Genomic DNA, 20,963 nt, shown 5'->3' with positions numbered 1-20,963 from the left:
CACGTGAATAAAAACAAGGATGTAATGGGAGAGGAACCATCAGGGGCCTTGATGGCGGATGTCGCGCGGCTCGCCGGCGTTGCCATATCAACGGTCAGCCGTGCGCTCGCCAACCCCGGGCGGGTCAATGAAAAGACGCGCGCCAAGATCAACGCGGCCGCCAAGCAACTCGGCTATACGCCCAATGCAATGGCGCGGGGCCTCAGGGTCGGCAAATCCAACATCATCATGATCATCCTGCCTGGATCGCTCTATTACGGCGTCTCGCAGATCATTCCGCAGGTCCTGCAGAGTATCAACAAATCGCTGATCCAGGGCGGCTACAATCTGATGATCGCCAACCTCGGTCGCGACGAGATTTCCGAGCGGCACATTCTCGATCTTGCCTTCGGCGGCAGCGTGCGCGGCGCGATCATCCTGTCGTCGAAGCTTCCGGAGGTCGATGGGCGCTCGCTGGCAAATTCCGGCCTGCCGATCGTTTCGATGCTGCTCGACATGAGCGATGCGGGCCTGCAGAGCGTCATCACCAACGACCGCGAGGCTGTGCGCGACGTCACCGCTGAACTGATCCGTCTAGGCCACCGACGATTCTTCTATCTTGCGGGACCTGAAGGCAATTATCACGACGTCGAGCGCTATGGCGGCGTGCTCGAGGCGCTTGAGGCAGCCGGCCTATCGGAGGAGGCAGTGCGTCGCTCGGGCGGTCGTCTCGATTATCAGCACGGTTTCGATATTGGCGTAAAGGCGGCAGAGGATTTCACCGAATTGGCCGAGAAACCAACGGCGGTCATCGCCACTAGCGATGATATGGCCATTTCATTCGTCAGCCGCATCAAGCGCGCAGGCTTGAGCATTCCCGATGATCTCTCCATCGTCTCCTTCGATGGCTCCCCGGTCTGCGAATTTTCCTCGCCGCCGCTCTCGACGATCGAGCAACCGGTGGAAGAGATGGGCCGCGCCGCGGTGGAACTTTTGCTCGACGCCATTGGCCAGAGGCAAAACCCGGTCTCCGTGCGCACCGTCGTCCGCAGCAAGCTCATCCCGCGGGAGAGCATCGCCCCTCCGAAGGCTTGACGATGCCGGAACTGCTTCATTGAATTCATTCATGGACAAGTACAGCGAGGAGGCCTAAATTAGCGTTCGGTATTACCTCCGACTAGGGAGAGCTCATGGCGTCGCCGACCTCGCTCAAGCTCGATGAAGAGCTGAAGGGCCGCGTCCAACAATTGGCCGAGGCTCGCCGCCGTTCGTCCCACTGGATCATGCGTGAAGCCATCGCGCAATATGTCGAGCGCGAGGAGAGGCGCGAGGCGCTGCGGCAGGAGACGCTTGACGCCTGGAATGAATTTGAGGCGACGGGATTGCACATCACCGGCGTCGAGGTCGAAAAATGGCTTTCGACCTGGGGAACTGACGACGAGTTGTCCGCCCCCGAATGCCACAAGTAATCTTCTCCCCGGCCGCCATCCGCGACCTCGAGCGGCTCCGGGAATTCCTGCGGCCGAAAAACCCGTCGGTCGCCAGGCGGGCAGGCGAAACCATTCTCAACGGCGTGAGCCTCCTCGGCGCACATCCCCATATGGGACGCCTCATCGAAGACTTGCCCGAGCAATATCGGGAATGGCTCATCGATTTCGGAGATAGCGGATACGTCGCGCGTTATCGTGTGGATGGCGACATCTTGACGATCCTCGCCGTGCGACATCAGAAGGAAGCAGGGTTCTGATCCGGCTCCGAGGGTCCGTCTGTCGGTTTCGCAAGCGTCCGGTGACATGGCCGCCCATGGGGCGCCGATTGCACTCCATCAAAACTTCGTCTGACCCCATCAGTCGGCGCATCGTGCTACGAAAATCACAACACCGGGCGACATGAAACTTCAGGCCTGCGCGGTGGAATGTTGAAATTCCGAGCACGCACATGGACCTCTCGAAGATCAAGACGCTGATCGACTTTGTCGGACGATCCAATATTACCGAGCTGACCGTGACGGAAAAGGACGTGACGGTTCGGATTTTCGGCTCGTCGCCGGCAGAGGCAGGCGTTGCCGAGCCCCCGCAAAAGCCGGAATCGACGATTAGCCTTGTCTCCGATGCGCCTTCCAGCGCCGAGAAAACCTCCTATGCGGTGAAGGCGCCCGTCTTTGGCGTCCTGCACCGGGCGCCAGCGCCCAGCGAGCCGCCATTCGTCGCGATCGGCGACGCGGTGGAGGAGGGGCAGACCCTTTTCATCATCGAGGCGATGAAGGTCTTCAATACGATCGCCGCGCCGCGATCCGGGCGCATCACGCACCTGACCGATATCGACAATGGCGAGGTCGAGACCGGCGACCTGCTGGCGGAGATCGCCTGATGCCGGAAACATCTGAACAATCCGCTGCTTCGGGACGCCGTTTCGACACGGTCCTCATCGCCAATCGCGGCGAGATCGCCGCCCGGATAGAGCGCGCCTGCCGCGAACTCGGCCTGAGGACAGTCGCCATCTGCTCCGAGGCGGATCGGCAAGCGCCTTACATCAAGACCGCAGACCATTTTCTCTGCATCGGCCCTTCGACCGCGAGCAGGAGCTATCTCAATCAGGACGCCATTCTTCTCGCCGCACGCCTGACCGGCGCGGCCGCCATCCATCCTGGTTACGGTTTTCTGTCTGAGAACGCCGCATTCGCCGACGCCGTCGAAAAGGCCGGGCTGACCTTCATCGGCCCGACCGCTTCATCGATTGCGACCATGGGCGACAAGATCGCGGCGAAGCGGGCGATGATGGCGGCCGGCGTCCCCTGCGTTCCCGGTCCCGATAGCGCACTGCCCGACGACCCGGCCGCCATACAGCGCATCGCGCTGGAGATCGGCTATCCCGTCATCGTCAAGGCGTCAGGGGGCGGCGGCGGACGCGGCATGCGCGTCGTGGCGAAGCCCGATCAACTGCATGAAGCGATCGCGCTGACCCGGGAAGAGGCGCGCAAGGCCTTCGGCTCGCCTTCGCTCTACATGGAGAAATTCCTAGAGCATCCGCGCCATATCGAGATCCAGGTCATTTGCGACGATCACGGCAATGCCGTGTGGCTGGGGCATCGCGATTGCTCGATGCAGCGCCGCCATCAGAAGGTCGTGGAGGAAGCACCGGCGCCGGGAATCGCGCCCGATATCATCCAGCCGGTCGGCATGGCCTGCGTCCAGGCCTGCCGCCAGATCGGCTATCGCGGTGTCGGCACCTTCGAGTTCCTCTATGAGGACGGCGCTTTCTATTTCATCGAGATGAACACGCGGCTTCAGGTCGAACATCCCGTCACCGAGATGACGAGCGGGATCGATATCGTCCAGGCGCAGATAAAGGCGGCACAGGGTGACCTTCTGGATCTCGTCCAGAGCGATGTCCCCTGCGAGGGCCACTCTTTCGAATGCCGCATCAACGCCGAGGATCCCGACACTTTCCTGCCGTCGGCAGGCGTCGTCACTCGTCTCGCTTTGCCGCAGGGGCCGGGCATCCGGGTCGATACGCATATTCATCCCGGCTACAGGGTCTCGCCCTATTACGACTCGCTGATCGCCAAGCTGATCGTCCACGCGCCGACGCGGGCGAAAGCAATGGCCAGAATGTGCGAGGCGCTTGCCGGCACCGAGATCGAAGGCATCGCCACCAATATCCCCTTCCTGCGCGCCCTGTTCGAGGACCACGCATTCGCGCGCGGTGAGACCGATATCCACTATCTCGAGCAATGGCTGAAGCTGAGGAGGACGGCGGCATGAACGCCATCGACTTCAGCGATCCCGCAACCATTGCATTCCTGACCGAGGCTCTGAGGGCCGCCGGCGTGAAGGGCCTCGAAATCTCCCGGCCGGACGGGCAGCTTCGCATCTTCATTTCAGGGGAGGGCGGCGCGCAGGTAGCCGCACCCCGCGCTCCGGGCTCCCCACCTGTTGTCGTGAAGGCGCCGCTGGCGGGGCATTTCTGCGCCGAACATCCGGCCGCCGCCGTCACGCCGCAAACTCTGCCGCGCTCGGTATCCGATGCCGATCTCCTCGGCTTCATCAGGGTAGGGCATGTGCTGCTTCCTCTTCGCGCCGGCCGTTCCGGTGTCTTGACCAGGCTGCTCGCCGAGCCCGGCGCTCTGGTCGGCTTCGGTGACCCTCTGTTCGAAATCGAGCTGCCATCATGATCGCCACGACGAACAGACATGCCTCGCAACGCGAAATCATCCCGGCCACCCAAAGCCGGGCGCGGGTTTCCTCGATCGGGGCCAGATCCTTCCTGCTCGAGGCGCCAGGCGATTTCGATCTCATCGCGCAGCGTCGCATTTGGGCCCTGTCTCAGACGGTGAGAGGCTGGGCAGACCTTGCCGAAAATATTCCCGGGATGACCAACCTGCTCGTGATCTTCAAGGAGACGCCCGAAGATCCCGATGCGGTGGTCGCCCGGCTGCTGGAGGCATGGGAGAATGCGCAGAGCATCGATCTTAACGGCAAGACCATCGAGATTCCCGTCCATTACGGCGGCGAACATGCGACCGATCTTCCGGCCGTTTGCGATCTCTCGGGCTTAAGCGACCGCGAGGTCGTCCGCATCCATCATGAAGCCACCTACCGTGTCTTCGCGTTGGGCAGCGCGCCGGGCTTCGGCTATCTGCATGGGCTCGATCCGCGCATCTACATGCCGCGTAAGACCGTGCCGTCGCTGAAGATGCCGAAGGGCTCCGTGACGATCGGCGGCATGCAGACCGGCGTCGCCATGCTGACCGGTCCCAACGGCTGGAATTCCATCGGCTTCGCGACGCTTGAGATGTTCGACCCGACCGCGCCAACCCCCGCCTTGATGGCGCCCGGAGATACGGTGCGGTTCCTGCCGGCGAGGATCGAGCTATGATCGAGATTTGGGAAAGCGGCCCTTTCAACACGGTGCAGGATCTGGGACGCCCCGGCTATCGCGACATCGGCGTATCGGCGAGCGGCGCGATGGATCCACTTGCAGTCAGGATCGGCAATATTCTCGTCGGCAATGACGAGAATGCGGCGGTGATCGAGGTCCAGACCTTCCCGTTCAGCCTGCGTTTCGAGCGGCGCACCGTCTTTGCCGTGACCGGCGCCGACGGCCGTCCTCACCTCGACGGATCGGAACTCATTCCCTGGTGCGCCTATACCGCAGAGCCCGGACAAGTTCTTCAGCTGCAGCAGCCCCCGCGGCTGGCGCGCGCCTATATTTCGGTCGGCGGCGGGCTGGATATTCCTGTCGTGATGGGGTCGCGTAGCACGTCGCTGCGCGGCGGCTTCGGCGGCAATGCCGGCCGGCCGCTGGCGAAAGGCGATCGGATCGCGGTCGGCGAGGACGCGGAGATTGCCATGCTGCCGGCCACGGGCCTCGCCGTCGTCGAGCCGGCCGTGGCACTGCGCGACGTCTTCCCGGCTCCCGTCGATGGGGCGCTGCCGATCCGCGCCCTGCCTGCCGGCGAGCATGGTCTCTTCGCCGGAGACGGCGAAGCCTTCTGGGGCCAAACCTGGCGGATTTCCTCGCGCAGCGATCGCACGGGCTACCGCCTCTCCGGCGAGCCGGTCACGCCGACCGCCGCCATCGAGATGCGCTCGCACGGCGTCGTGCCCGGCGTCATCCAGGTTCCGCCCGGCGGCGAACCGATCGTGCAGATGAGCGATGCGAACACGGCCGGTGGCTATCCGAAGGTCGCCGGGGTGATCGAATGCGACCTCTGGCGGCTCGGGCAGGCCCGCATCGGCGCCCGCCTGAAATTCGTCCGGTCGACGCATGCGGAGGCGCGCACAGTCGAACAGGCCGTCGCCCGGTATGTCGAGGATGTCAGGCTGACATCTGGGATGGTCAAGCGCGCCCTGAAGGCGATGGCCTAAGGGAGGCGAAAGGAGGAACTGATGAAGATCGATCTGAATTCCGACATGGGCGAAGGATTTGGCCCCTACCGGCTCTGCGACGATGACGCGATGATGAAAATCGTCTCCTCGGCCAATATCGCCTGCGGTTTCCACGGCGGCGACCCCGATACGATGGGGCGCATGGTGCGGTTGGCGAAGCTGAATGGCGTCGGCATCGGCGCCCACCCCGGCCTGCCCGACCGGCTGGGCTTCGGCCGCCGCGAATTACCCTTTCAGGCGGACGAGCTTCGCCAGCAGATGCTCTACCAGCTCGGCGCGCTGATGGCGATCGCCAAAGCCGAGCGGGTCGCGGTCTCCCATATCAGTTTCCATGCGGCCATGGGCAATATGGTCAACCGCGACCCTGTCCTCGCCGACCTGATGATGGATGCGATCGCCGCCGTCGACGCCACTCTCGTCGTCTTCGTCACATCAGGCAGCGAGATCGAGCAGGCCGCCAAACGCGCACGCCTGAAAACGCTGGCACTTTTCCTCGCCGACCGGGCCTATGACGCCGGCGGCAGGCTTGTCACACGCGGGCTCCCGGGCGCCGTCATCAAGGACGAAGCTGCCGTGCGTGCGCGTGTGCGAAAATTCCTGTTCGACGGCAGCGTCGAGACCATCGACGGTGCTGTGATCGCCATGCCGGCGCGCTCCATCCTCGTTCACAGCGACACGCCGGGCGCCCTTGAGCTCGCCGGCATCGTGCGCGGTGAGATCGAAGCCACGGGCGCCACACTCGCGCCCGCCGCCGAACTCGCCGACTGACGCAATCCGATCGCCCGCCGGCGGTCTTTATTCCAATCCCTCACCGAAGGACCATTCCGATGTCCGTGATCGCCGACCGTCTGAGAAACGTCTCCATATCCGCATCCGCCGCCATGACCCAGCGCGCCCGGGAATTGGCCGCCAAAGGGATCAAAGTCGTCAGCCTCTCCTCCGGCGAGCCGGATTTCCCCACCCCGGCGCACGCGATCGAGGCGGCCCATGCGGCTGCACTTGCCGGCGATACGAAATATCCGCCGATGGACGGCACCCCGGCGCTGAAGGCCGCCATCATCAAAAAGTTCAAGCGCGACAACAATCTCGACTACGATGCCAGCCAGATCGTCGTCTCGGGCGGCGGCAAGCAGGTGATCTTCAACGCCATGCTGGCGACCTGCAACCCCGGCGACGAGGTCGTCATTCCCACACCCTCCTGGGTCAGCTATGCCGACATCGTCAAATTCGCCGGCGGCGTGCCGGTCGCAGTCCCCTGCCACGAGCAGGCCGGCTTCAAGCTGCGCCCTGAGGATTTGGAGGCGGCGATCACGCCGCGCACCAAATGGCTCTTCCTGAACTTCCCGAACAATCCGACCGGAGCCGCCTGCTCCCGGGCGGAGATGGCCGCCATCGCCGAGGTCATGCTGCGCCATCCCAATGTCTGGATCATGACCGACGACATCTATGAGCACCTGGTCTATGACGACTTCCAGTTCTGCACGATAGCGGAGGTTGAGCCGAAGCTCTACGACCGCGTCCTGACGATGAACGGCGTCTCCAAGGCTTACGCGATGACCGGCTGGCGGCTCGGATTCTGCGCCGGACCGAAAGAGCTGATCTCGACGATCAGCAACGTCAACGGCCAGAATGGCGGCGGCATTGCGACGCTGACCCAGGCGGCGGCGACCGCCGCGCTGGACGGGTCCCAGGACCTGCTGAAGGAGCGGGCGGCGATCTACAAGACGCGACGCGACTTCGTCCTCGACAAATTATCCGCGGTGGAAGGGCTGCGCTGCCATCGGCCCGAAGGCGCCTTCTATATCTATCCCAACATATCGGGGCTGATCGGCAAGACCAGCAAGGGCGGGCGCAGGATCGAGACCGACGTCGATTTCGTCATGGCGCTGGTGGAGGAGCATCACGTCGCGACCGTGCAAGGCGCGGCTTACGGAATGAGCCCCTTCTTTCGCATTTCCTACGCGACAAGCATGGAAAAACTCGGCGAGGGCTGCGCGCGGATCGCCCAGTTCTGCAAGGACATGCGCTGACCGGCGCTCCCCTCTCAGGCTTTCAGCCGCGCCGTCAATTCGAGAAGAATGTCTCGGACGGCAAGGGCCGGTTCCGACAAGGGATTCTGGTCGGAAACGCAGAGCGACAGGGTTTCTTCGATCCGCGGCGAGACGAGCCGGCAGATCAGCGGCTCGCTCGATTCCGAGACGATGCGATCGGCGATCGCCTTCGGCATGATCGTCGCGCCGAGGCCGCTGCCGACCGCGCGGGCAAGCGTTCGGACGATCTCGACTTCCGCCACGACCTTCAGATTGGTGCGCGTGCGGGTGAAGGCGGTATCGACCGCGCGGCGGACGAAATTATAGGCCGGCGGCAGGAGCAGCGGTATCCCGTCGAGAGCGTTGACCGCGACGGGTTTCGTATCCGCTTCGATGGCAAAATCGCGATGGGCGACCAGGAAAAACTCTTCGCTGAGGATCGGTTCGAACCGCACGCCCTTGATCGGCCCGGTTCCATGCAGAAGCGCCATCTCCAGCCGGCCGTTCATGATCATCTGGCTGTAGGTCTGGCCGACGCTTTCGGTGAGGTGCAGGAGAATACCGGGATGCCGTTTCCGGGTTTCCGCCAGCAGATCGACGGAGAGCGTCGCCGCGCTGCTGAACGGCACGAGGCCGACCGAGACGCGCCCGGCAAGCGAATTGCCGGCGGCCGATGCATCGGCCTGCGCCTGCTCCATCTGCCGAAGGATGATCTGCGCATGGCGATATACCGCGTGTCCGGCATCGGTCATGCTGACACCCTGCTGGCTGCGGATCAGCAGCTTGTGGCCGAAATGCTCCTCAAGTGCTGCAAGCTGCTGGCTGAGCGCCGGCTGGGCGATATGCAAAAGATCCGCCGCTCGTGTGATGCTGCCGCTGTCGACGATCACGATGAAGGATTTGAGGCGTCTGATGTCCATGGGGATCGGGGTACCATTCTGATCTGCGGATCATGTTTGCAGAGGCGCATTGCTTTTGCAACGCGATGCGGCCCGAGGCAAGGCCGAGAGAGAGTATCGGCATCGCCGCCTTCTCTTCTTCGGCAGGCCGCGCCGCTCCATAACCGTTGCTTATTGCTCCAGAGATAATCGGTCTTAGGCAAGGGGTTAAAGCTTCGCTACTGTCTTAATCAACCACAAGGGAACGACAATGCCATTCTCCGATTACAAGACCGCACTGGTGACCGGCGCATCCTCCGGGATCGGCGCAGCCGTGGTTGAGCGGCTTCGCCGGGAGAACATCGAAGTCCACGCCGTTGCCCGCAGTGCCCAAGCGCTGCAGCAGCTGGCCGAGCGTACGGGCTGCATTGCTCATGTCATCGATGTGACCGACCGCCCGGCAATCGCCGAGCTCGCGGGCCGCGTGGAGTTCGACATTCTCGTCAACAATGCCGGCGTCGACCGGCCGAAGAAGTTCCTGGAAGCCGACGAGGGCGATATCGACCTTCTCGTCGACGTCAATCTCAGGGCGGTTCTGCACCTCTGCCGCCTCGTCGTGCCGGGCATGGTGGCGCGGGACCGCGGCCACGTCATCAACATCTCGTCGATCGCCGGCGCCTATAATTTCGGCGGCAACTCCTCCTATCACGCCACCAAGGCCGGCGTGAGCATGCTGTCCAACCAGCTGCGCATCGACGCTTTCGGCAAGCGGGTGCGGGTGACCGAAATCTGCCCCGGCCGGGTCGCCACCGATATTTTCAACCACGTCCACGGCGATGACCCCAGCATCCGGGAACGGTTCATCGATGGTTTCGAACTGCCGCAGGCGGCCGATATCGCCGACGCGATCGCCTTCGCCATAGCAGCTCCCGTCGCCGTCAACATCGGACATATGGAGATCACGCCGACGCTGCAGGTCATGGGCGGCCTGCAGACGGCGAAGCCGCAGCCGAAGACGGATCCGTCCGGGGAGCCGGGCCCGTGAACGGTTTCGACCTTTCGGCAATCCTCGGAAATCCCGACTATGCCGCCATGCTGCTGCATGGCATCCAGATGACCTTCATCATCTATGCCGGCTCCTGGTTGCTGGCGATGGCACTCGCCCTGCTGCTGCTCGGCGTGCGCCTGTCGCCCTTCCGCTTCGGCGATCCGTTGGTCGCCGCTTACGTATCCTACCACCGCAACGTCCCCACCCTGGTGCAACTGATGCTGTGGTATTTCGGGATTTTCACCCTGATGCCGAACGGGGTGGCGACATGGCTCGCAAGCCATAATGCCGAGGCGATCTTCGCGGTGATCGGGCTCGGGCTCTGCCAGGCAGCCTATTTCAGCGAAGATCTTCGCTCCGGCGTGCGTTCGGTCAGCGACGGCCAGATGCAGGCCGCCCGTGCGCTCGGCCATGGTTATGTCTCGGCGATGCGTTTCGTCATCATGCCGCAGGGCGTGCGCAACGCGCTGCCGCCGCTCGTCAATCACAGCGTTTCCCTGTTCAAGAACAGCAGTCTCGCCGTCGTCATCGGCGCCTCGGAACTGACGCATGCCGTCAAGGAAATCGAAAACCTCAGCTTCCGCACCTTCGAGATCTACCTGATCGGCACGGTTCTCTACCTCTTCTTCTCGCTGATCATCATGAGCGTCGGCGCCTATCTGTCGATGCGCGCGGATCCTGCCAGGAGTGCGCGCGCATGATCCAGGACATGATCGCCATCGTCCGAGACTACTGGCTGCTGCTCTTGATCGGCCAATATCCGAACGGACCGCTCGGCGGGCTCGCCAACACGTTGATCCTTTCGGCGCTCAGCATCACCCTCGCTTTTCCGGCCAGTATCCTCTTCGCCTTAGCGCGTCTTTCCAAGTCGCGGCTCTTGCGCTGGCCGGTCACGGCGCTCGTCTATTTCACCAGGGGCGTGCCGCTGTTGATGCTCATCCTGTGGAGCTATTTCCTGGTTCCGCTGCTGACCGGCGCCGACGTGCCGAGCTTCGTCACCATGCTGACGACGCTCGTGGTCTATCAGAGCGCCTTCCTCAGCGAAGTCGTCCGCGCCGGCATCGTCGCGCTCGGGCCGGGCCAGATGGATGCGGCGCGGGCGCTCGGCCACGGCTATATGGGCGCGATGCGCTTCATCATCCTGCCGCAGGCGCTCTACAACATGATCCCGAGCATCATCTCCACCTTCGTCTCGACGATCAAGGACACGACGCTCGGTTATGTCATCAACGTGCCTGATCTGACCTTCGCGGCAAGCCAGGTCAACAACCAGCTGCTGACGCAGCCCTTCCAGGTCTTCCTCATCCTGGCGATCGTCTACTTCATCATCTGCTGGACGCTCACCTACTTCGCCAATCGCCTCGAGCGGCGCATCACCCGGCGGCGTGCGGGACTTCTCGTGCCCGCCGCTGCCGTGGTCACACCGTCGAAAATCGTATCGGAGCAGCTATGACGATGTCCGTTTCAACGCAGGAATCGCAGACGATCCGGCTTTCCCAGGTCTGCAAGAGCTACGGCGACTATCCGGTCCTCAAGGATATCGATGCGCAGGTGGCACGCGGCGAGGTCGTGGTCATTTGCGGACCGTCCGGTTCGGGAAAATCGACGCTGATCCGCACGATCAATCGGCTCGAGGAGATCAACAGCGGATCGATCACGCTCGACGGGCAGAACATTCATGCCGCCATGCGGGCGAAGGAACTCAACGCGATGCGCAGCCGGATCGGCTTCGTATTCCAGAATTTCAACCTGTTTCCGCATCTCTCGGTCGCCGAAAACGTCTCGATGTCGCCTATCCGGGTGAAGGGCGTGGCGCCCGAGGTCGCGCATGAAAAGGCTCTCAAGCTCCTCGATCGGGTCGGCCTCGCCGACAAGGCCCGCGCCTATCCCGGGCAGCTGTCGGGCGGCCAGCAGCAGCGGGTAGCGATCGCCCGCGCCCTTGCCATGGAACCGCCGGTGATGCTGTTCGACGAACCGACGAGCGCGCTCGATCCCGAAATGGTCGGCGAAGTGCTCGCCGTCATGAAGAGCCTGGCGTCCGAAGGCATGACCATGCTCTGCGTCACCCATGAAATGGGTTTCGCGCGCGACGTCGCCGATCGGATCTGGTTCATCGATGCCGGCCAGATCATCGAAACGGCCACCCCAAAGGAATTCTTCAGCAATCCGCGCCATCCCCGGGCTCAGCGTTTCCTCGCTGATCTCAGGCACTGATACCAACCACCAAAAACAAAGGAGAACAGCAATGAACTGGAAATACCTAAGCCTCACCGTCGCATTTGCCGGCATGGCAGCCGCTGTGCCCGCCAAAGCCGATCAGCTCGACAATATCATGTCGGCAAAAACGCTGCGCTGCGCGACGTTCGCCGACGTTCCCCCTTTCGCCTCGCCCGATCCGAAGACCCGTGAGATGGCCGGTTTCGACGTCGATCTCTGCGGCGCCATCGCCAAGGAATTGGGCGTCAAGGCTGAGATCAAGCCGGTTTCGGTCGAGGCGCGGGTACCCGAGGTCAAGCTTGGCCGCGTCGACATCACCGTGGCCAACCTTGCCTATACGCTGAGCCGCGCCGAGCAGATCCAGTTCAGCGATCCCTATTATCTCGCCAAGGAAATGCTGATCGTGCCGGCCGACGATGCCGGCAAGAAGAAGGCGGATTACGCCGGCCAGCGCATCGCCTCGACCAAGGGCTCGACCTCGGAAATGTCGATCAAGCTCAACAAATCCGAGCCGCTGACATTCCAGGATACCGCATCTGCCTATCTCGCCGTCCAGCAGGGCAAGGCGCGCGGCATGGTCGCCAACACCATGACGACGACCAAGTTCGTCAATGAATCGAAGAGCAAGGGCAAGGAAATGCGGATGATCGAGGAGCCGATGCTCTACCAGCCAATCGGCATCGGCATGGCCAAGGATCAGCCGAAGCTGACGGCAAAGATCAACGAAATCCTGCACAAGCTCGACGCATCAGGCGAGATCAACAAGATCTGGGACAAGTGGCTCGGCCCGAATACCGAATACAAGATGACCCGCACCGACAAGGTCGTGCCGCTCTCCGAGCTGAAATTCGACCCGATCCCATGAGGCCAACCGGCCTCAACGTCATCCATTGACGATTTCCAAACGAAATCAGACGGCGGGGAACGCCGCCGTCGACCAACGATCGGAGCCATCCATGATCCATATTAAAGATATCGCCGAACGGCCCGCCAAAGCCGATATCGACGCCGTTTCCAAATTTTCGCCGGCGACGATCCACGAAGCCCAGGGCCGCCGCGGCGCGCTGTCCTCCCGCCTCAAGCCCGTCGATTACCGCATGAAACTGTGCGGCCCGGCCTTTACGGTCAAATGCGCGCCGCGCGACAATATCATGCTGCAGCTCGCTATCAACTATGCCAAGCCCGGCGATATCATCGTCGTCTCGGCTGGCGAGTACGAGGAAGCAGGATCCTTCGGCGATGTGCTCGCCAATGCCTGCCTTGCCAAAGGCATCGGCGGCCTCGTCACCGACACCGGCGTGCGCGACACGCTGCAGCTTAGAGAGCTCGGCTTCCCCGTCTTCTCGCTCAGCGTCTGCATCAAGGGCACGGTGAAGGAAACTATTGCGACAGTGAACGACCCGATCATCGTCGGCGGCGAAACCATCAATCCCGGCGACATCATCGTCGGCGATGCCGACGGCCTGGTGGTCGTGCCCAGGCAGGAAGCGCAAGAAGCAGCGAGGCTTTCGCAGGCCCGCGAAGATGCCGAAGCCGGCTATATCGCCGCCTACAAGGGGGGGAAGTCGGTCATCGAGGTCAGCAATCTGGCGCCGGTGCTGAAAGCCAAGGGCCTGGTAGTCGATATTTGAGACGCCGCACGGATCGGCTCTTGATAAGCCTGGGCCGGCTTTCCAGCTGCGCGAACGCCCGCGACTGGAGTATCTCAGATATTCTCAGGCGTCACGATTTCAAAGGTAATGGTCCGCTGAATCGTGGCACCCGACGCACCCTGCGTGATCGTCTCGATCATCGTCTCGACCAGAGCCGCGGAAGTCTGCTCCAGCGGATGACAGAGGGCGGCGGTAATCATCCCCTCTGACAGGCCTTTTCGCGTCTCCGGGCCAATGTCCCGGCAGACGAGGCGGATGCTTCGGCGCCGCTCCTGCGGCACTTCCCTCAGCGCCCGCAAGACCCCGGAAATGCCGCCGCCGACAATCAGAATGCCGGTGAGGTCATCCGTCGTCGCCAAGAGTTCCTTGACCATCCGATAGGCCTCGTTCGGTTCCTCATGCGTGGGGCGGCTGTCCTCGATGGTCAGATGCGGCGCGTGTTCGCGCATATAGGAGCGGAAGCTTGCATCGGAGACGTCCTGACATTGGTAACGATGGTTGCCGATGAAGACGGCAATGCGCCCCGGCCCATGGCTCATGTTCGAGATCAGCCATGCCGCCGTTCGCCCCATTTTCCAATTGTCGGCCCCGACATAAGCGGCCCGCTCGCGGGCGGATTGGTCGGTAATATAGGCGATGACCGGCTTGCCCTTCTCGTGCAGCTCGCGGATGGCCTGGGCGATCACCGGATGATCGGCGGCGACGACGGCAACGGCGTCGCAATTTGCACCGAGCGCCTTGAGTCGGCCGGCAATATTTTCCGGCGTCAGCAGATCCACAAAGTCGACCAGGGGATCGATGACCTCATCGCGCCTGGCGCGGCATGCCTCGACGATCTTCTTGCCGAAGAGCTGGTAGAGCTCACGGCTGGATTGCTGCAGCAGAAAGCCAAGCCGGTATTTCGGCACCGTCTTGCGCAGCCGGTCCTCGATTGCGCCGGCGCCGTAAAAGCCGATCCGCTCCGCGGCCGCCTGGACGCGCTGCACGGTCGTGCCTTTGACGGAGGCAGTACCGGCCAGAATCCGATTGACGGTCGCAATTGAGACATCGGCCTCCTTGGCAAGGTCGGAGATGGTCGGCCGCCGCATGATTATTCCTCTCCCTCGCCAGAACGATCGTATCATTATGAGTGATACGCCGTGATACTTTATGCATGTTTAGTATGATTTCATATTTCGAGAATTTCAAGCGGTGATATGTTTCTCTTCACGGTCCGCCAGGGAGGCGGGCCAAGGAGGAGATTGAGATGACTAAATTTCGCCGCCTTGCGGCAACCGTGTCGGCTGTCGCGATCATGACCTGCACTGCCACGGCCGTTATGGCCGCCAACATCTTCGTCGTCGGCGGCAAACCGGACGATCCGTTCTGGTCGATCGTCAAGCGCGGCGCCGAGGATGCCGGCAAGGTCGTTGAGGCACAGGGCGGCAAGGTCGTCTGGCTCGGGCCTCAGAATTACGACAATCTCGGCGTCGATGCGGCCGAACTGATCCGTCAGGCCATCGACCAGGGCGCCGATGCGATCGTCGGTCCGGACTGGGTGCCGGAAGCCATGGATCCAGCCTTCAAAGCGGTCGTCGACAAGAAAATTCCGCTGGTCATCTATAATGCCGGCGGCATCGAAGCCGCCGATCGCCTCGGTGCCATGAACTATGTCGGCTCCAACGACTATCTCTCCGGCAAGGCCGCGGGCAGCTACTTCGCCAAGCACGACCTGAAGAACGCCGTCTGCCTCAACACGCTGCCGGGTGCGGCAAACATCGAAGCCTTCTGCAAAGGCATGACCGATGGCGTGACGGAAGGTGGCGGCGTCGGTTCGGCGCTGCCGCTGCCGGCGACGTCATTCGGTTCGGCCACCGCCGTGGCGCAGGCGCTCAAGGCGCATCTGCTGCAGCATCCGGAGATCAAGGCCGTCTTCGCGATCGGCAACGTCGATACGAACTCCGCAGTCAACGGCGTGACACAGGCCGGCAAAGCGGGACAGGTGAAGGTCTGCGGCATGAACATGGATGAAACGGTTCTGAACAACATCAAGAGCGGCAGCCAGCTTTGCGCGATCGACCAGCAGGGTTACCTGCAGGGCTATCTGGCCGTCTCGATCCTGAACGGCAACGTTAATTACGGGCTCACCGTCCCAACCCGGGAGATCCTGACCGGCCCCGGCGTCATCGACGCTTCGAACGTCGACGCCACCTTGGCAGGCGTGAAGGCCGGCGCCCGCTAGGGGGATCGGCCGGACGTGGTGAAGCTGCCTGCCCCTCACGCGGGCGGCTTCCATTCTTTCAGAAGCGCCGGCCGTTATCGGTCATGCGGCTTTATTGGTGGTGTCAAATGAACGCGAGAAACGATGTCCTCGCCCCGTCGGTTCCTTCGGGCGGCCATGCCAAAGCGACCATCGGTCAGCTTTCCCGGCGCCCTGAAGCGGGGTCGCTGCTGGGCTTGATTGCGGTGTTCGTCTTCTTCGCCCTGCTGGGCGGCAAGGTCTTCCTGTCCGCTGCGGGCTATGCGAGCTGGCTCAACGTCGCCGCCGAGATCGGCATCGTCGCGCTGCCGATCGGGCTCCTGATGATCGCAGGCGAAATGGACCTGTCGATCGGCGCGGTGATCCCGGCATCATCACTGACGGTGGCGATCATATCAGGCCATTACGGCCTTCCCGAAATCGTCGGGATTTCCGCCGGCCTCAGCGTCGGGCTCCTCGTCGGCTTTTTCAACGGTTACCTCGTCAACCGCACCCGTATCCCGTCCTTGATCGTCACCATCGGTTCGATGTTCGCCGTCATGGGGCTGACGCTGGGCTTCACCGTGCTGATCGCCGGCAGCACCGGCGTATCGCTGGTGCCAAGCCCGGCCGTCAAAGCGATCCTCGGCGATTTCATCGGCGGCATGTTCCAGGTGACGATCTTCTGGTGGATCCTGTTTGCGGCGGCGTTCTTCTGCCTGCTGCATATCTCGCCCGTGGGCAACTGGATCTTCGCTCTCGGCGGCGACAAGGTCTCGGCGCGCAACGCCGGCATTCCGACGGAAAAGCTCACCATCGCCCTCTATATGCTGTCGGGCTTTTCCGCCGCCTTCGTCGGCGTCAGCCAGGTGCTTGTCTACCAAAGCGCGCAGGTGCTCGGCGGGCAATCCTTCATCTTCAATTCGATCATGTGCGTGGTCATCGGCGGCGTGCTTCTGACCGGAGGCGCCGGATCGGTGGTGGGCATCGTCTTCGGCACGCTCACCTTCGCGATCGTCAATCAGGGCATCTATTTCACCGGCATAGACCCGAACCTCGGCAGCGTCATCATCGGCGCGCTCCTGCTGCTCGCCGTGATGATGAACGACAAGTTCCGGCTGATGGCGATGTCCTATGCGGCGAAAAAGAAGAAGTGAGGGCGAAGAGATGACCGGCTTTTCCATTGGACAGTTTGTACGCCGCCCGGAATTCGGCGCCGTGTTGAGCTTCGTGGCAGTAATCGCTTTCTATGTCGCCTTCGGCGGCGTCAGCCTCGGCGCGCTCTTCGGCGCGGCAAGCTGGGTCAATTTCGCCGCCAATCTCGGCATCGTCGCCCTGCCTGTCGGCCTTCTGATGATTGCTGGCGAGCTCGATATCTCGATCGGCGCGATGATCCCGGCGGGCTCGATGACGATCGCCATCCTCTCGGGCTATTACGAGCTGCCGATCGTCGTCGGCATGCTCGGCGTGCTCGCCATCGGCCTTGTCGTCGGGCTGGTCAACGGTTTGCTGGCGGTGCGCACCAGCGTGCCTTCGCTGATCATCACCCTCGGCACGCTGGTTGCCGTGCAGGGGCTTGTACTTGCGGGATCCGTCATCCTGACCGGGGCCGCTTCGGTTCCGCTCAATGCGCCGGGCTGGGCCAAGGCGGTGTTCGGCGATCTCATCCAAGGCAAATTCCAGGTGATCATCCTGTGGTGGCTGGCGCTGACTTTGGTCTTTGGTTTCGTGCTGCACGCGACGCGTTACGGCAACTGGATCGTCGCCATGGGCGGAGACGAGGTCAGCGCGCGCAATGCCGGCATTCCGACCGACCGGCTGCGGATCGTTCTCTTCGTTCTCTCGAGCACGGCCGCCTCTTTCGTCGGAATGTGCGGCGCCATCCTGTTCAATTCCGCGCAGGTCTCGGGCGGCATGAACTACATCTTCAATACGATCGTCTCGATCGTGGTGGGCGGCGTGCTGCTCACGGGCGGCTTCGGTTCGGTCGCCGGGATCTTTCTCGGCGCGCTGACCTTCGCCGTCGTCAGCCAGGGCATCTACTTCACCTATATCGACCGCAATTGGTCCAACCTGATTATCGGGGTGATGCTGATGGCCGCCGTTCTAATGAACAACACGTTCCGGCAGATGGCGTTAAGCTTCGTGCCGAAGAAAAAGAAGTGAGCGTCAACCATGTCCGACAATATTCCGATCCTTGAACTCCAGAATGTCGACAAGAGCTTCGGCCCGATCGACGTGCTGCACGACATCTCGCTCAAGGTCCGTGCGGGCGAGGTGCTCTGCCTGCTCGGTGATAACGGCGCCGGCAAATCGACACTGATCAAGACGCTTGCGGGTGTCCACAAGCCGACGCGCGGCGCCATTCTGATGGATGGCCATCCGGTCGAATTCAGCGGACCGCGATGCGCAGGAAAAAGGCATCTCGGCAGTACATCAATTCGGCGGCACATTTCCGCTGATGTCGATCGGCCGCTCCTTCTTCGTCGGCGTCGAGCCGACCAAGGGCGGGGTCCTTTCAAGGTCTATGACCGCAGGAAGGCCAATGAGATTGCCGTGAAAGCCGTGCAGGATTTCGGCATCACCCGGATTGATGATGGCGACCGCCTTGTCGGCGGGCTTTCGGGCGGCGAACGTCAGTCGCTCGCCATTGCCCGGGCCGTGCATTTCGGCGCGCGCGTGCTGATCCTTGACGAACCGACGGCCGCTCTCGGCGTGAAGCAGGCAGCGCATGTGCTGCGGATCGTCAACGAAGCCAAGCGGCGGGGTCTGGCGGTGATCTTCATCACCCACCAGGTCATGCATGCGATGGCGGTGGGTGACCACTTCGCCGTTCTCATCCGCGGCGCGATCGCCGCCGATTTCCGTCGGGGCGAGAAGACCCGCGAGGAGATTACCGACCTGATGGCCGGCGGGGAAACCATGGCGGATCTCGAAGCCCAGATCGATACTTACATTGCAAGCCATGAGAGCCATTCACCGCCGGCTGAGTAACCGCTGACGGCACCCAAACGACACGCCCCAAACACACAGTGTCCGGCAGCGACAAACAGGTCGCCGCCGGGGAAGGAAAATCATGCCTGGAATCCGGAGGTCAAAATGAAGATCGCAATCGACCCGTTCATGCATCGGCATCTCTCACTCGAGGCGTTGCCGGGGAAGGTCAAGGAACTCGGCTACGACTGGATCGAGCTCTCGCCACGCGGAGATTTCCTCGAATGGTTCAAGGCGCCGCGCGTCTTTCCCGAGCGGATCAAATCATTGAAGCGCTCGCTGAAGGAGGCGGATGTCGGGATCGCCTCGCTGCTGCCGATGTACCGCTGGGCGTCCAATGATGAGACCGAACGCAAGGCCGCCGTCAAGCACTGGAAACGCGCCATCGAGATCGCGGTCGAGCTGGAAGTCGACACGATGAATTCCGAGTTCGGCCGCGGCCCGCATCCCGACAAGGGGTCCTGCTATTGCTGCCACACCGGCTCGATGATCGAGGCCTGCGAAGATGCCTGGTGGCGCTCGATGGAGGAACTGGTGCCGATCTTCGAGCGCGAGGGCATCCAGCTCAATGTCGAACCGCATCCGGAAGACTGGTGCGAAACGCTGCAGCCGGCGCTCGACATCATCCGCACGGTCAATTCGAAGAGCGTCAAGTTCCTCTATTGCGCCCCGCACACCTTCTATTTCGGCGACGACACCAAGGCGATGCTGCGTGAGGCCAAGGACGTGCTGGCACATGTCCATGTCGGCGACACCTTCAACCACAAGGCCTCATCCGGCCTTCGTTATATCCTCAACCCGCCCGGCACCAATGCCCGGGTGCACCAGCACCTCAATATCGGTCAGGGCGAGGTTCCGTGGGACGAGTTCTTCGGCACGCTCGCCGAGATCGGCTTCGACGGCATCATGACCGCCTGCGTCTTCGCCTGGGAGGACAAGGCAGATCAGAGCGGCACCTTCATGCGCGCGGAAATGCAGCGTTACATCGATAAGCACTGGGGGGCGAAATGACCCTTCAGGTTGGTGTCATCGGCACGGGGATGATCGGTCAGGATCATATCCGCCGCCTGACGAACGTCGTTTCCGGTGTCGAAATCGTCGGCGTCACCGACATCGACCAGGCCCGTGCCGCCGCTGCCGCCCCTGCGGGGGCGGAGGTGTTCGCCACCCCTTCGGCACTTATCTCTTCGGAAAAAGTCCAGGCCGTGATCATCTCTTCCTGGGGGCCGGCGCATGAGGAGCAGCTGCTCGCCTGCATTGCCGCCGGCAAGCCGGTGTTCTGCGAAAAGCCGCTGGTGACCTCCGAGGCAGCCGCGCTCCGCGTGATGGAGGCGGAAGTGGCCTTCGGCAGGCGGCTCGTCCAGGTGGGTTTCATGCGCCGTTTCGATGCCGATTATCGCCGCCTGAAAGCGGTCATCGACGGCGGCAAACTGGGCGCACCGCTGATGTTTCATTCCGTACATCGCAATGCCTCGGTTCCCGAAGGGCTCTACACCTCCGAGATGCCGCTGAACGACACGCTGGTCCATGACGCCGATATCTCCCGCTGGCTCCTGTCGGATGAAGTCACCGGCGTGGAGGTGCGTGTGCCGCGCCGCTCCTCGCGCGGCGAGGAATTGCGCGACCCGGTTTTCGTCCTCCTGCACATGGCCTCGGGTGCGCTTGTCGACGTCGAGATTTCGGTAAACATCGCCTATGGCTATGACATCCGCGGCGAGATCAGCTGCGAGGCGGGCGTCGCCGCGCTGCCGAACCGCCCGGCGACCGTGATCTCGGATTCGAGCGGCATTCGCCAGGCGATCCCCGAGGATTGGCGCGAGCGCTTCATCGAAGCTTACGACCAGGAATTCCGCGAATGGATCGTCGATGCCTCCAAGGGAACGGCCGGCGGTCCTTCCACCTGGGATGGTTACGCGGCCACGCTGGTGGCCGATGCCGCTCTCAGAGCAGTGACCAGCGGCGGCCTCGAACCCGTCAACATGACACCGAAACCCAAGCTTTACGCACCACCGACCGCCATGGCGGCGGAATGACGCAGCAGGCCACTTCAGGAGCA

24 protein-coding genes are annotated in these 20,963 nt (G+C 62.6%); 22 read left to right on the top strand and 2 right to left on the bottom strand.

From position 1 onward, the window contains the following. Positions 1–3 precede the first annotated feature (3 nt). The 10 genes from K6M89_RS27950 (at position 4) to K6M89_RS27905 (ending at position 7,900) form a co-directional block, all read left to right on the top strand. Positions 4–1,074, top strand: coding sequence for a LacI family DNA-binding transcriptional regulator (locus K6M89_RS27950; protein ID WP_222141718.1), 1,071 nt, complete (start codon positions 4–6; stop codon positions 1,072–1,074). Positions 1,075–1,169: 95 nt separating this feature from the next. Then, positions 1,170–1,448: a CopG family ribbon-helix-helix protein gene (locus tag K6M89_RS27945; RefSeq protein ID WP_222141717.1), complete on the top strand. Its 279-nt coding sequence runs from the start codon at positions 1,170–1,172 to the stop codon at positions 1,446–1,448. Beyond that, the gene (locus K6M89_RS27940) at positions 1,436–1,726 is read left to right on the top strand and encodes a type II toxin-antitoxin system RelE/ParE family toxin (protein WP_222141716.1); all 291 of its coding nucleotides are present in this window, start codon (positions 1,436–1,438) and stop codon (positions 1,724–1,726) included. The genes K6M89_RS27945 and K6M89_RS27940 overlap by 13 nt, the downstream gene beginning before the upstream one ends. Positions 1,727–1,917: 191 nt before the next feature. Next, on the top strand, positions 1,918–2,349 hold the full coding sequence (locus K6M89_RS27935; protein ID WP_222141715.1) for an acetyl-CoA carboxylase biotin carboxyl carrier protein: 432 nt from the start codon (positions 1,918–1,920) through the stop codon (positions 2,347–2,349). Next, positions 2,349–3,743 carry an acetyl-CoA carboxylase biotin carboxylase subunit gene (gene accC, locus K6M89_RS27930; protein ID WP_222141714.1) on the top strand — a complete coding sequence of 465 codons (1,395 nt, stop codon included), beginning with the start codon at positions 2,349–2,351 and terminating at the stop codon, positions 3,741–3,743. The genes K6M89_RS27935 and accC overlap by 1 nt, the downstream gene beginning before the upstream one ends. Further along, on the top strand, positions 3,740–4,153 hold the full coding sequence (locus tag K6M89_RS27925) for an acetyl-CoA carboxylase biotin carboxyl carrier protein (protein WP_222141713.1): 414 nt from the start codon (positions 3,740–3,742) through the stop codon (positions 4,151–4,153). Before accC ends, K6M89_RS27925 begins: the two co-directional genes overlap by 4 nt. Beyond that, entirely contained in the window at positions 4,150–4,857 is a 708-nt protein-coding gene (pxpB, locus tag K6M89_RS27920) for a 5-oxoprolinase subunit PxpB (protein WP_222141712.1), read from the top strand. The genes K6M89_RS27925 and pxpB overlap by 4 nt, the downstream gene beginning before the upstream one ends. Continuing rightward, positions 4,854–5,849, top strand: coding sequence for a 5-oxoprolinase subunit C family protein (locus tag K6M89_RS27915; protein ID WP_222141711.1), 996 nt, complete (start codon positions 4,854–4,856; stop codon positions 5,847–5,849). Before pxpB ends, K6M89_RS27915 begins: the two co-directional genes overlap by 4 nt. Positions 5,850–5,870: 21 nt before the next feature. Then, a complete protein-coding gene (locus K6M89_RS27910) occupies positions 5,871–6,638 on the top strand; it encodes a 5-oxoprolinase subunit PxpA (protein WP_222141710.1) in 768 nt (255 codons plus the stop codon). Positions 6,639–6,697: 59 nt separating this feature from the next. After that, positions 6,698–7,900, top strand: coding sequence for a pyridoxal phosphate-dependent aminotransferase (locus K6M89_RS27905; RefSeq protein ID WP_222141709.1), 1,203 nt, complete (start codon positions 6,698–6,700; stop codon positions 7,898–7,900). 14 nt (positions 7,901–7,914) lie between these two features. On the opposite strand, the gene nac is transcribed toward K6M89_RS27905, so the two are convergent. Continuing rightward, positions 7,915–8,820, bottom strand: coding sequence for a nitrogen assimilation transcriptional regulator NAC (gene nac / locus K6M89_RS27900; RefSeq protein ID WP_040143173.1), 906 nt, complete (start codon positions 8,818–8,820; stop codon positions 7,915–7,917). 229 nt (positions 8,821–9,049) lie between these two features. Here nac and K6M89_RS27895 point away from each other — a divergent pair, with 229 nt between their 5' ends. The 6 genes from K6M89_RS27895 (at position 9,050) to K6M89_RS27870 (ending at position 13,674) form a co-directional block, all read left to right on the top strand. Further along, positions 9,050–9,823 carry an SDR family oxidoreductase gene (locus K6M89_RS27895; RefSeq protein WP_222141708.1) on the top strand — a complete coding sequence of 258 codons (774 nt, stop codon included), beginning with the start codon at positions 9,050–9,052 and terminating at the stop codon, positions 9,821–9,823. After that, positions 9,820–10,527 carry an amino acid ABC transporter permease gene (locus tag K6M89_RS27890; RefSeq protein WP_222141707.1) on the top strand — a complete coding sequence of 236 codons (708 nt, stop codon included), beginning with the start codon at positions 9,820–9,822 and terminating at the stop codon, positions 10,525–10,527. The genes K6M89_RS27895 and K6M89_RS27890 overlap by 4 nt, the downstream gene beginning before the upstream one ends. Further along, positions 10,524–11,279: an amino acid ABC transporter permease gene (locus K6M89_RS27885; RefSeq protein ID WP_222141706.1), complete on the top strand. Its 756-nt coding sequence runs from the start codon at positions 10,524–10,526 to the stop codon at positions 11,277–11,279. Before K6M89_RS27890 ends, K6M89_RS27885 begins: the two co-directional genes overlap by 4 nt. Beyond that, on the top strand, positions 11,276–12,040 hold the full coding sequence (locus K6M89_RS27880) for an amino acid ABC transporter ATP-binding protein (RefSeq protein WP_097606111.1): 765 nt from the start codon (positions 11,276–11,278) through the stop codon (positions 12,038–12,040). The genes K6M89_RS27885 and K6M89_RS27880 overlap by 4 nt, the downstream gene beginning before the upstream one ends. A gap of 31 nt (positions 12,041–12,071) precedes the next feature. After that, positions 12,072–12,908: an ABC transporter substrate-binding protein gene (locus K6M89_RS27875; protein WP_222141705.1), complete on the top strand. Its 837-nt coding sequence runs from the start codon at positions 12,072–12,074 to the stop codon at positions 12,906–12,908. Positions 12,909–12,999: 91 nt separating this feature from the next. After that, entirely contained in the window at positions 13,000–13,674 is a 675-nt protein-coding gene (locus tag K6M89_RS27870; RefSeq protein WP_222141704.1) for a 4-carboxy-4-hydroxy-2-oxoadipate aldolase/oxaloacetate decarboxylase, read from the top strand. 74 nt (positions 13,675–13,748) lie between these two features. On the opposite strand, the gene K6M89_RS27865 is transcribed toward K6M89_RS27870, so the two are convergent. Then, the gene (locus K6M89_RS27865) at positions 13,749–14,783 is read right to left on the bottom strand and encodes a LacI family DNA-binding transcriptional regulator (protein WP_222141703.1); all 1,035 of its coding nucleotides are present in this window, start codon (positions 14,781–14,783) and stop codon (positions 13,749–13,751) included. A 158-nt stretch (positions 14,784–14,941) separates the two neighbouring features. Between K6M89_RS27865 and K6M89_RS27860 the strand changes: the two genes are divergently transcribed. The 6 genes from K6M89_RS27860 (at position 14,942) to K6M89_RS27835 (ending at position 20,940) form a co-directional block, all read left to right on the top strand. Next, positions 14,942–15,916, top strand: coding sequence for a sugar ABC transporter substrate-binding protein (locus K6M89_RS27860; protein WP_222141702.1), 975 nt, complete (start codon positions 14,942–14,944; stop codon positions 15,914–15,916). 107 nt (positions 15,917–16,023) lie between these two features. Then, a complete protein-coding gene (locus K6M89_RS27855; protein WP_222141701.1) occupies positions 16,024–17,070 on the top strand; it encodes an ABC transporter permease in 1,047 nt (348 codons plus the stop codon). Between the two features lie 10 nt (positions 17,071–17,080). Further along, entirely contained in the window at positions 17,081–18,079 is a 999-nt protein-coding gene (locus K6M89_RS27850) for an ABC transporter permease (RefSeq protein WP_222141700.1), read from the top strand. 9 nt (positions 18,080–18,088) lie between these two features. After that, positions 18,089–18,907, top strand: a complete 819-nt coding sequence (locus tag K6M89_RS27845; protein WP_222141699.1) for an ATP-binding cassette domain-containing protein — start codon at positions 18,089–18,091, stop codon at positions 18,905–18,907. Between the two features lie 105 nt (positions 18,908–19,012). Then, positions 19,013–19,918 (top strand): sugar phosphate isomerase/epimerase family protein, encoded by a 906-nt coding sequence (locus tag K6M89_RS27840; RefSeq protein WP_222141698.1) that lies wholly within the window; start codon positions 19,013–19,015, stop codon positions 19,916–19,918. Then, entirely contained in the window at positions 19,915–20,940 is a 1,026-nt protein-coding gene (locus K6M89_RS27835) for a Gfo/Idh/MocA family oxidoreductase (RefSeq protein ID WP_222141697.1), read from the top strand. The genes K6M89_RS27840 and K6M89_RS27835 overlap by 4 nt, the downstream gene beginning before the upstream one ends. Positions 20,941–20,963: the final 23 nt, after the last annotated feature.

This window comes from Rhizobium croatiense (assembly GCF_019793465.1).
Classification (GTDB): domain Bacteria; phylum Pseudomonadota; class Alphaproteobacteria; order Rhizobiales; family Rhizobiaceae; genus Rhizobium; species Rhizobium croatiense.
Note: the sequence above shows the minus strand (reverse complement) of the source record. Positions and strands in the feature narration are given on the sequence as shown.

What these genes read in the sequence shown, in the direction of transcription:
- K6M89_RS27915 (WP_222141711.1), top strand. Translation starts at nt 4,854, where the DNA reads ATGATCGAGATTTGGGAAAGCGGCCCTTTCAACACGGTGCAGGATCTG.
- K6M89_RS27945 (WP_222141717.1), top strand. Translation starts at nt 1,170, where the DNA reads ATGGCGTCGCCGACCTCGCTCAAGCTCGATGAAGAGCTGAAGGGCCGC.
- K6M89_RS27925 (WP_222141713.1), top strand. Translation starts at nt 3,740, where the DNA reads ATGAACGCCATCGACTTCAGCGATCCCGCAACCATTGCATTCCTGACC.
- K6M89_RS27860 (WP_222141702.1), top strand. Translation starts at nt 14,942, where the DNA reads ATGACTAAATTTCGCCGCCTTGCGGCAACCGTGTCGGCTGTCGCGATC.
- K6M89_RS27910 (WP_222141710.1), top strand. Translation starts at nt 5,871, where the DNA reads ATGAAGATCGATCTGAATTCCGACATGGGCGAAGGATTTGGCCCCTAC.
- K6M89_RS27850 (WP_222141700.1), top strand. Translation starts at nt 17,081, where the DNA reads ATGACCGGCTTTTCCATTGGACAGTTTGTACGCCGCCCGGAATTCGGC.
- accC (WP_222141714.1), top strand. Translation starts at nt 2,349, where the DNA reads ATGCCGGAAACATCTGAACAATCCGCTGCTTCGGGACGCCGTTTCGAC.
- K6M89_RS27865 (WP_222141703.1), bottom strand. Translation starts at nt 14,783, where the DNA reads ATGCGGCGGCCGACCATCTCCGACCTTGCCAAGGAGGCCGATGTCTCA.
- K6M89_RS27895 (WP_222141708.1), top strand. Translation starts at nt 9,050, where the DNA reads ATGCCATTCTCCGATTACAAGACCGCACTGGTGACCGGCGCATCCTCC.
- K6M89_RS27845 (WP_222141699.1), top strand. Translation starts at nt 18,089, where the DNA reads ATGTCCGACAATATTCCGATCCTTGAACTCCAGAATGTCGACAAGAGC.
- K6M89_RS27875 (WP_222141705.1), top strand. Translation starts at nt 12,072, where the DNA reads ATGAACTGGAAATACCTAAGCCTCACCGTCGCATTTGCCGGCATGGCA.
- K6M89_RS27870 (WP_222141704.1), top strand. Translation starts at nt 13,000, where the DNA reads ATGATCCATATTAAAGATATCGCCGAACGGCCCGCCAAAGCCGATATC.
- nac (WP_040143173.1), bottom strand. Translation starts at nt 8,820, where the DNA reads ATGGACATCAGACGCCTCAAATCCTTCATCGTGATCGTCGACAGCGGC.
- K6M89_RS27940 (WP_222141716.1), top strand. Translation starts at nt 1,436, where the DNA reads ATGCCACAAGTAATCTTCTCCCCGGCCGCCATCCGCGACCTCGAGCGG.
- pxpB (WP_222141712.1), top strand. Translation starts at nt 4,150, where the DNA reads ATGATCGCCACGACGAACAGACATGCCTCGCAACGCGAAATCATCCCG.
- K6M89_RS27840 (WP_222141698.1), top strand. Translation starts at nt 19,013, where the DNA reads ATGAAGATCGCAATCGACCCGTTCATGCATCGGCATCTCTCACTCGAG.
- K6M89_RS27905 (WP_222141709.1), top strand. Translation starts at nt 6,698, where the DNA reads ATGTCCGTGATCGCCGACCGTCTGAGAAACGTCTCCATATCCGCATCC.
- K6M89_RS27885 (WP_222141706.1), top strand. Translation starts at nt 10,524, where the DNA reads ATGATCCAGGACATGATCGCCATCGTCCGAGACTACTGGCTGCTGCTC.
- K6M89_RS27880 (WP_097606111.1), top strand. Translation starts at nt 11,276, where the DNA reads ATGACGATGTCCGTTTCAACGCAGGAATCGCAGACGATCCGGCTTTCC.
- K6M89_RS27835 (WP_222141697.1), top strand. Translation starts at nt 19,915, where the DNA reads ATGACCCTTCAGGTTGGTGTCATCGGCACGGGGATGATCGGTCAGGAT.
- K6M89_RS27855 (WP_222141701.1), top strand. Translation starts at nt 16,024, where the DNA reads ATGAACGCGAGAAACGATGTCCTCGCCCCGTCGGTTCCTTCGGGCGGC.
- K6M89_RS27935 (WP_222141715.1), top strand. Translation starts at nt 1,918, where the DNA reads ATGGACCTCTCGAAGATCAAGACGCTGATCGACTTTGTCGGACGATCC.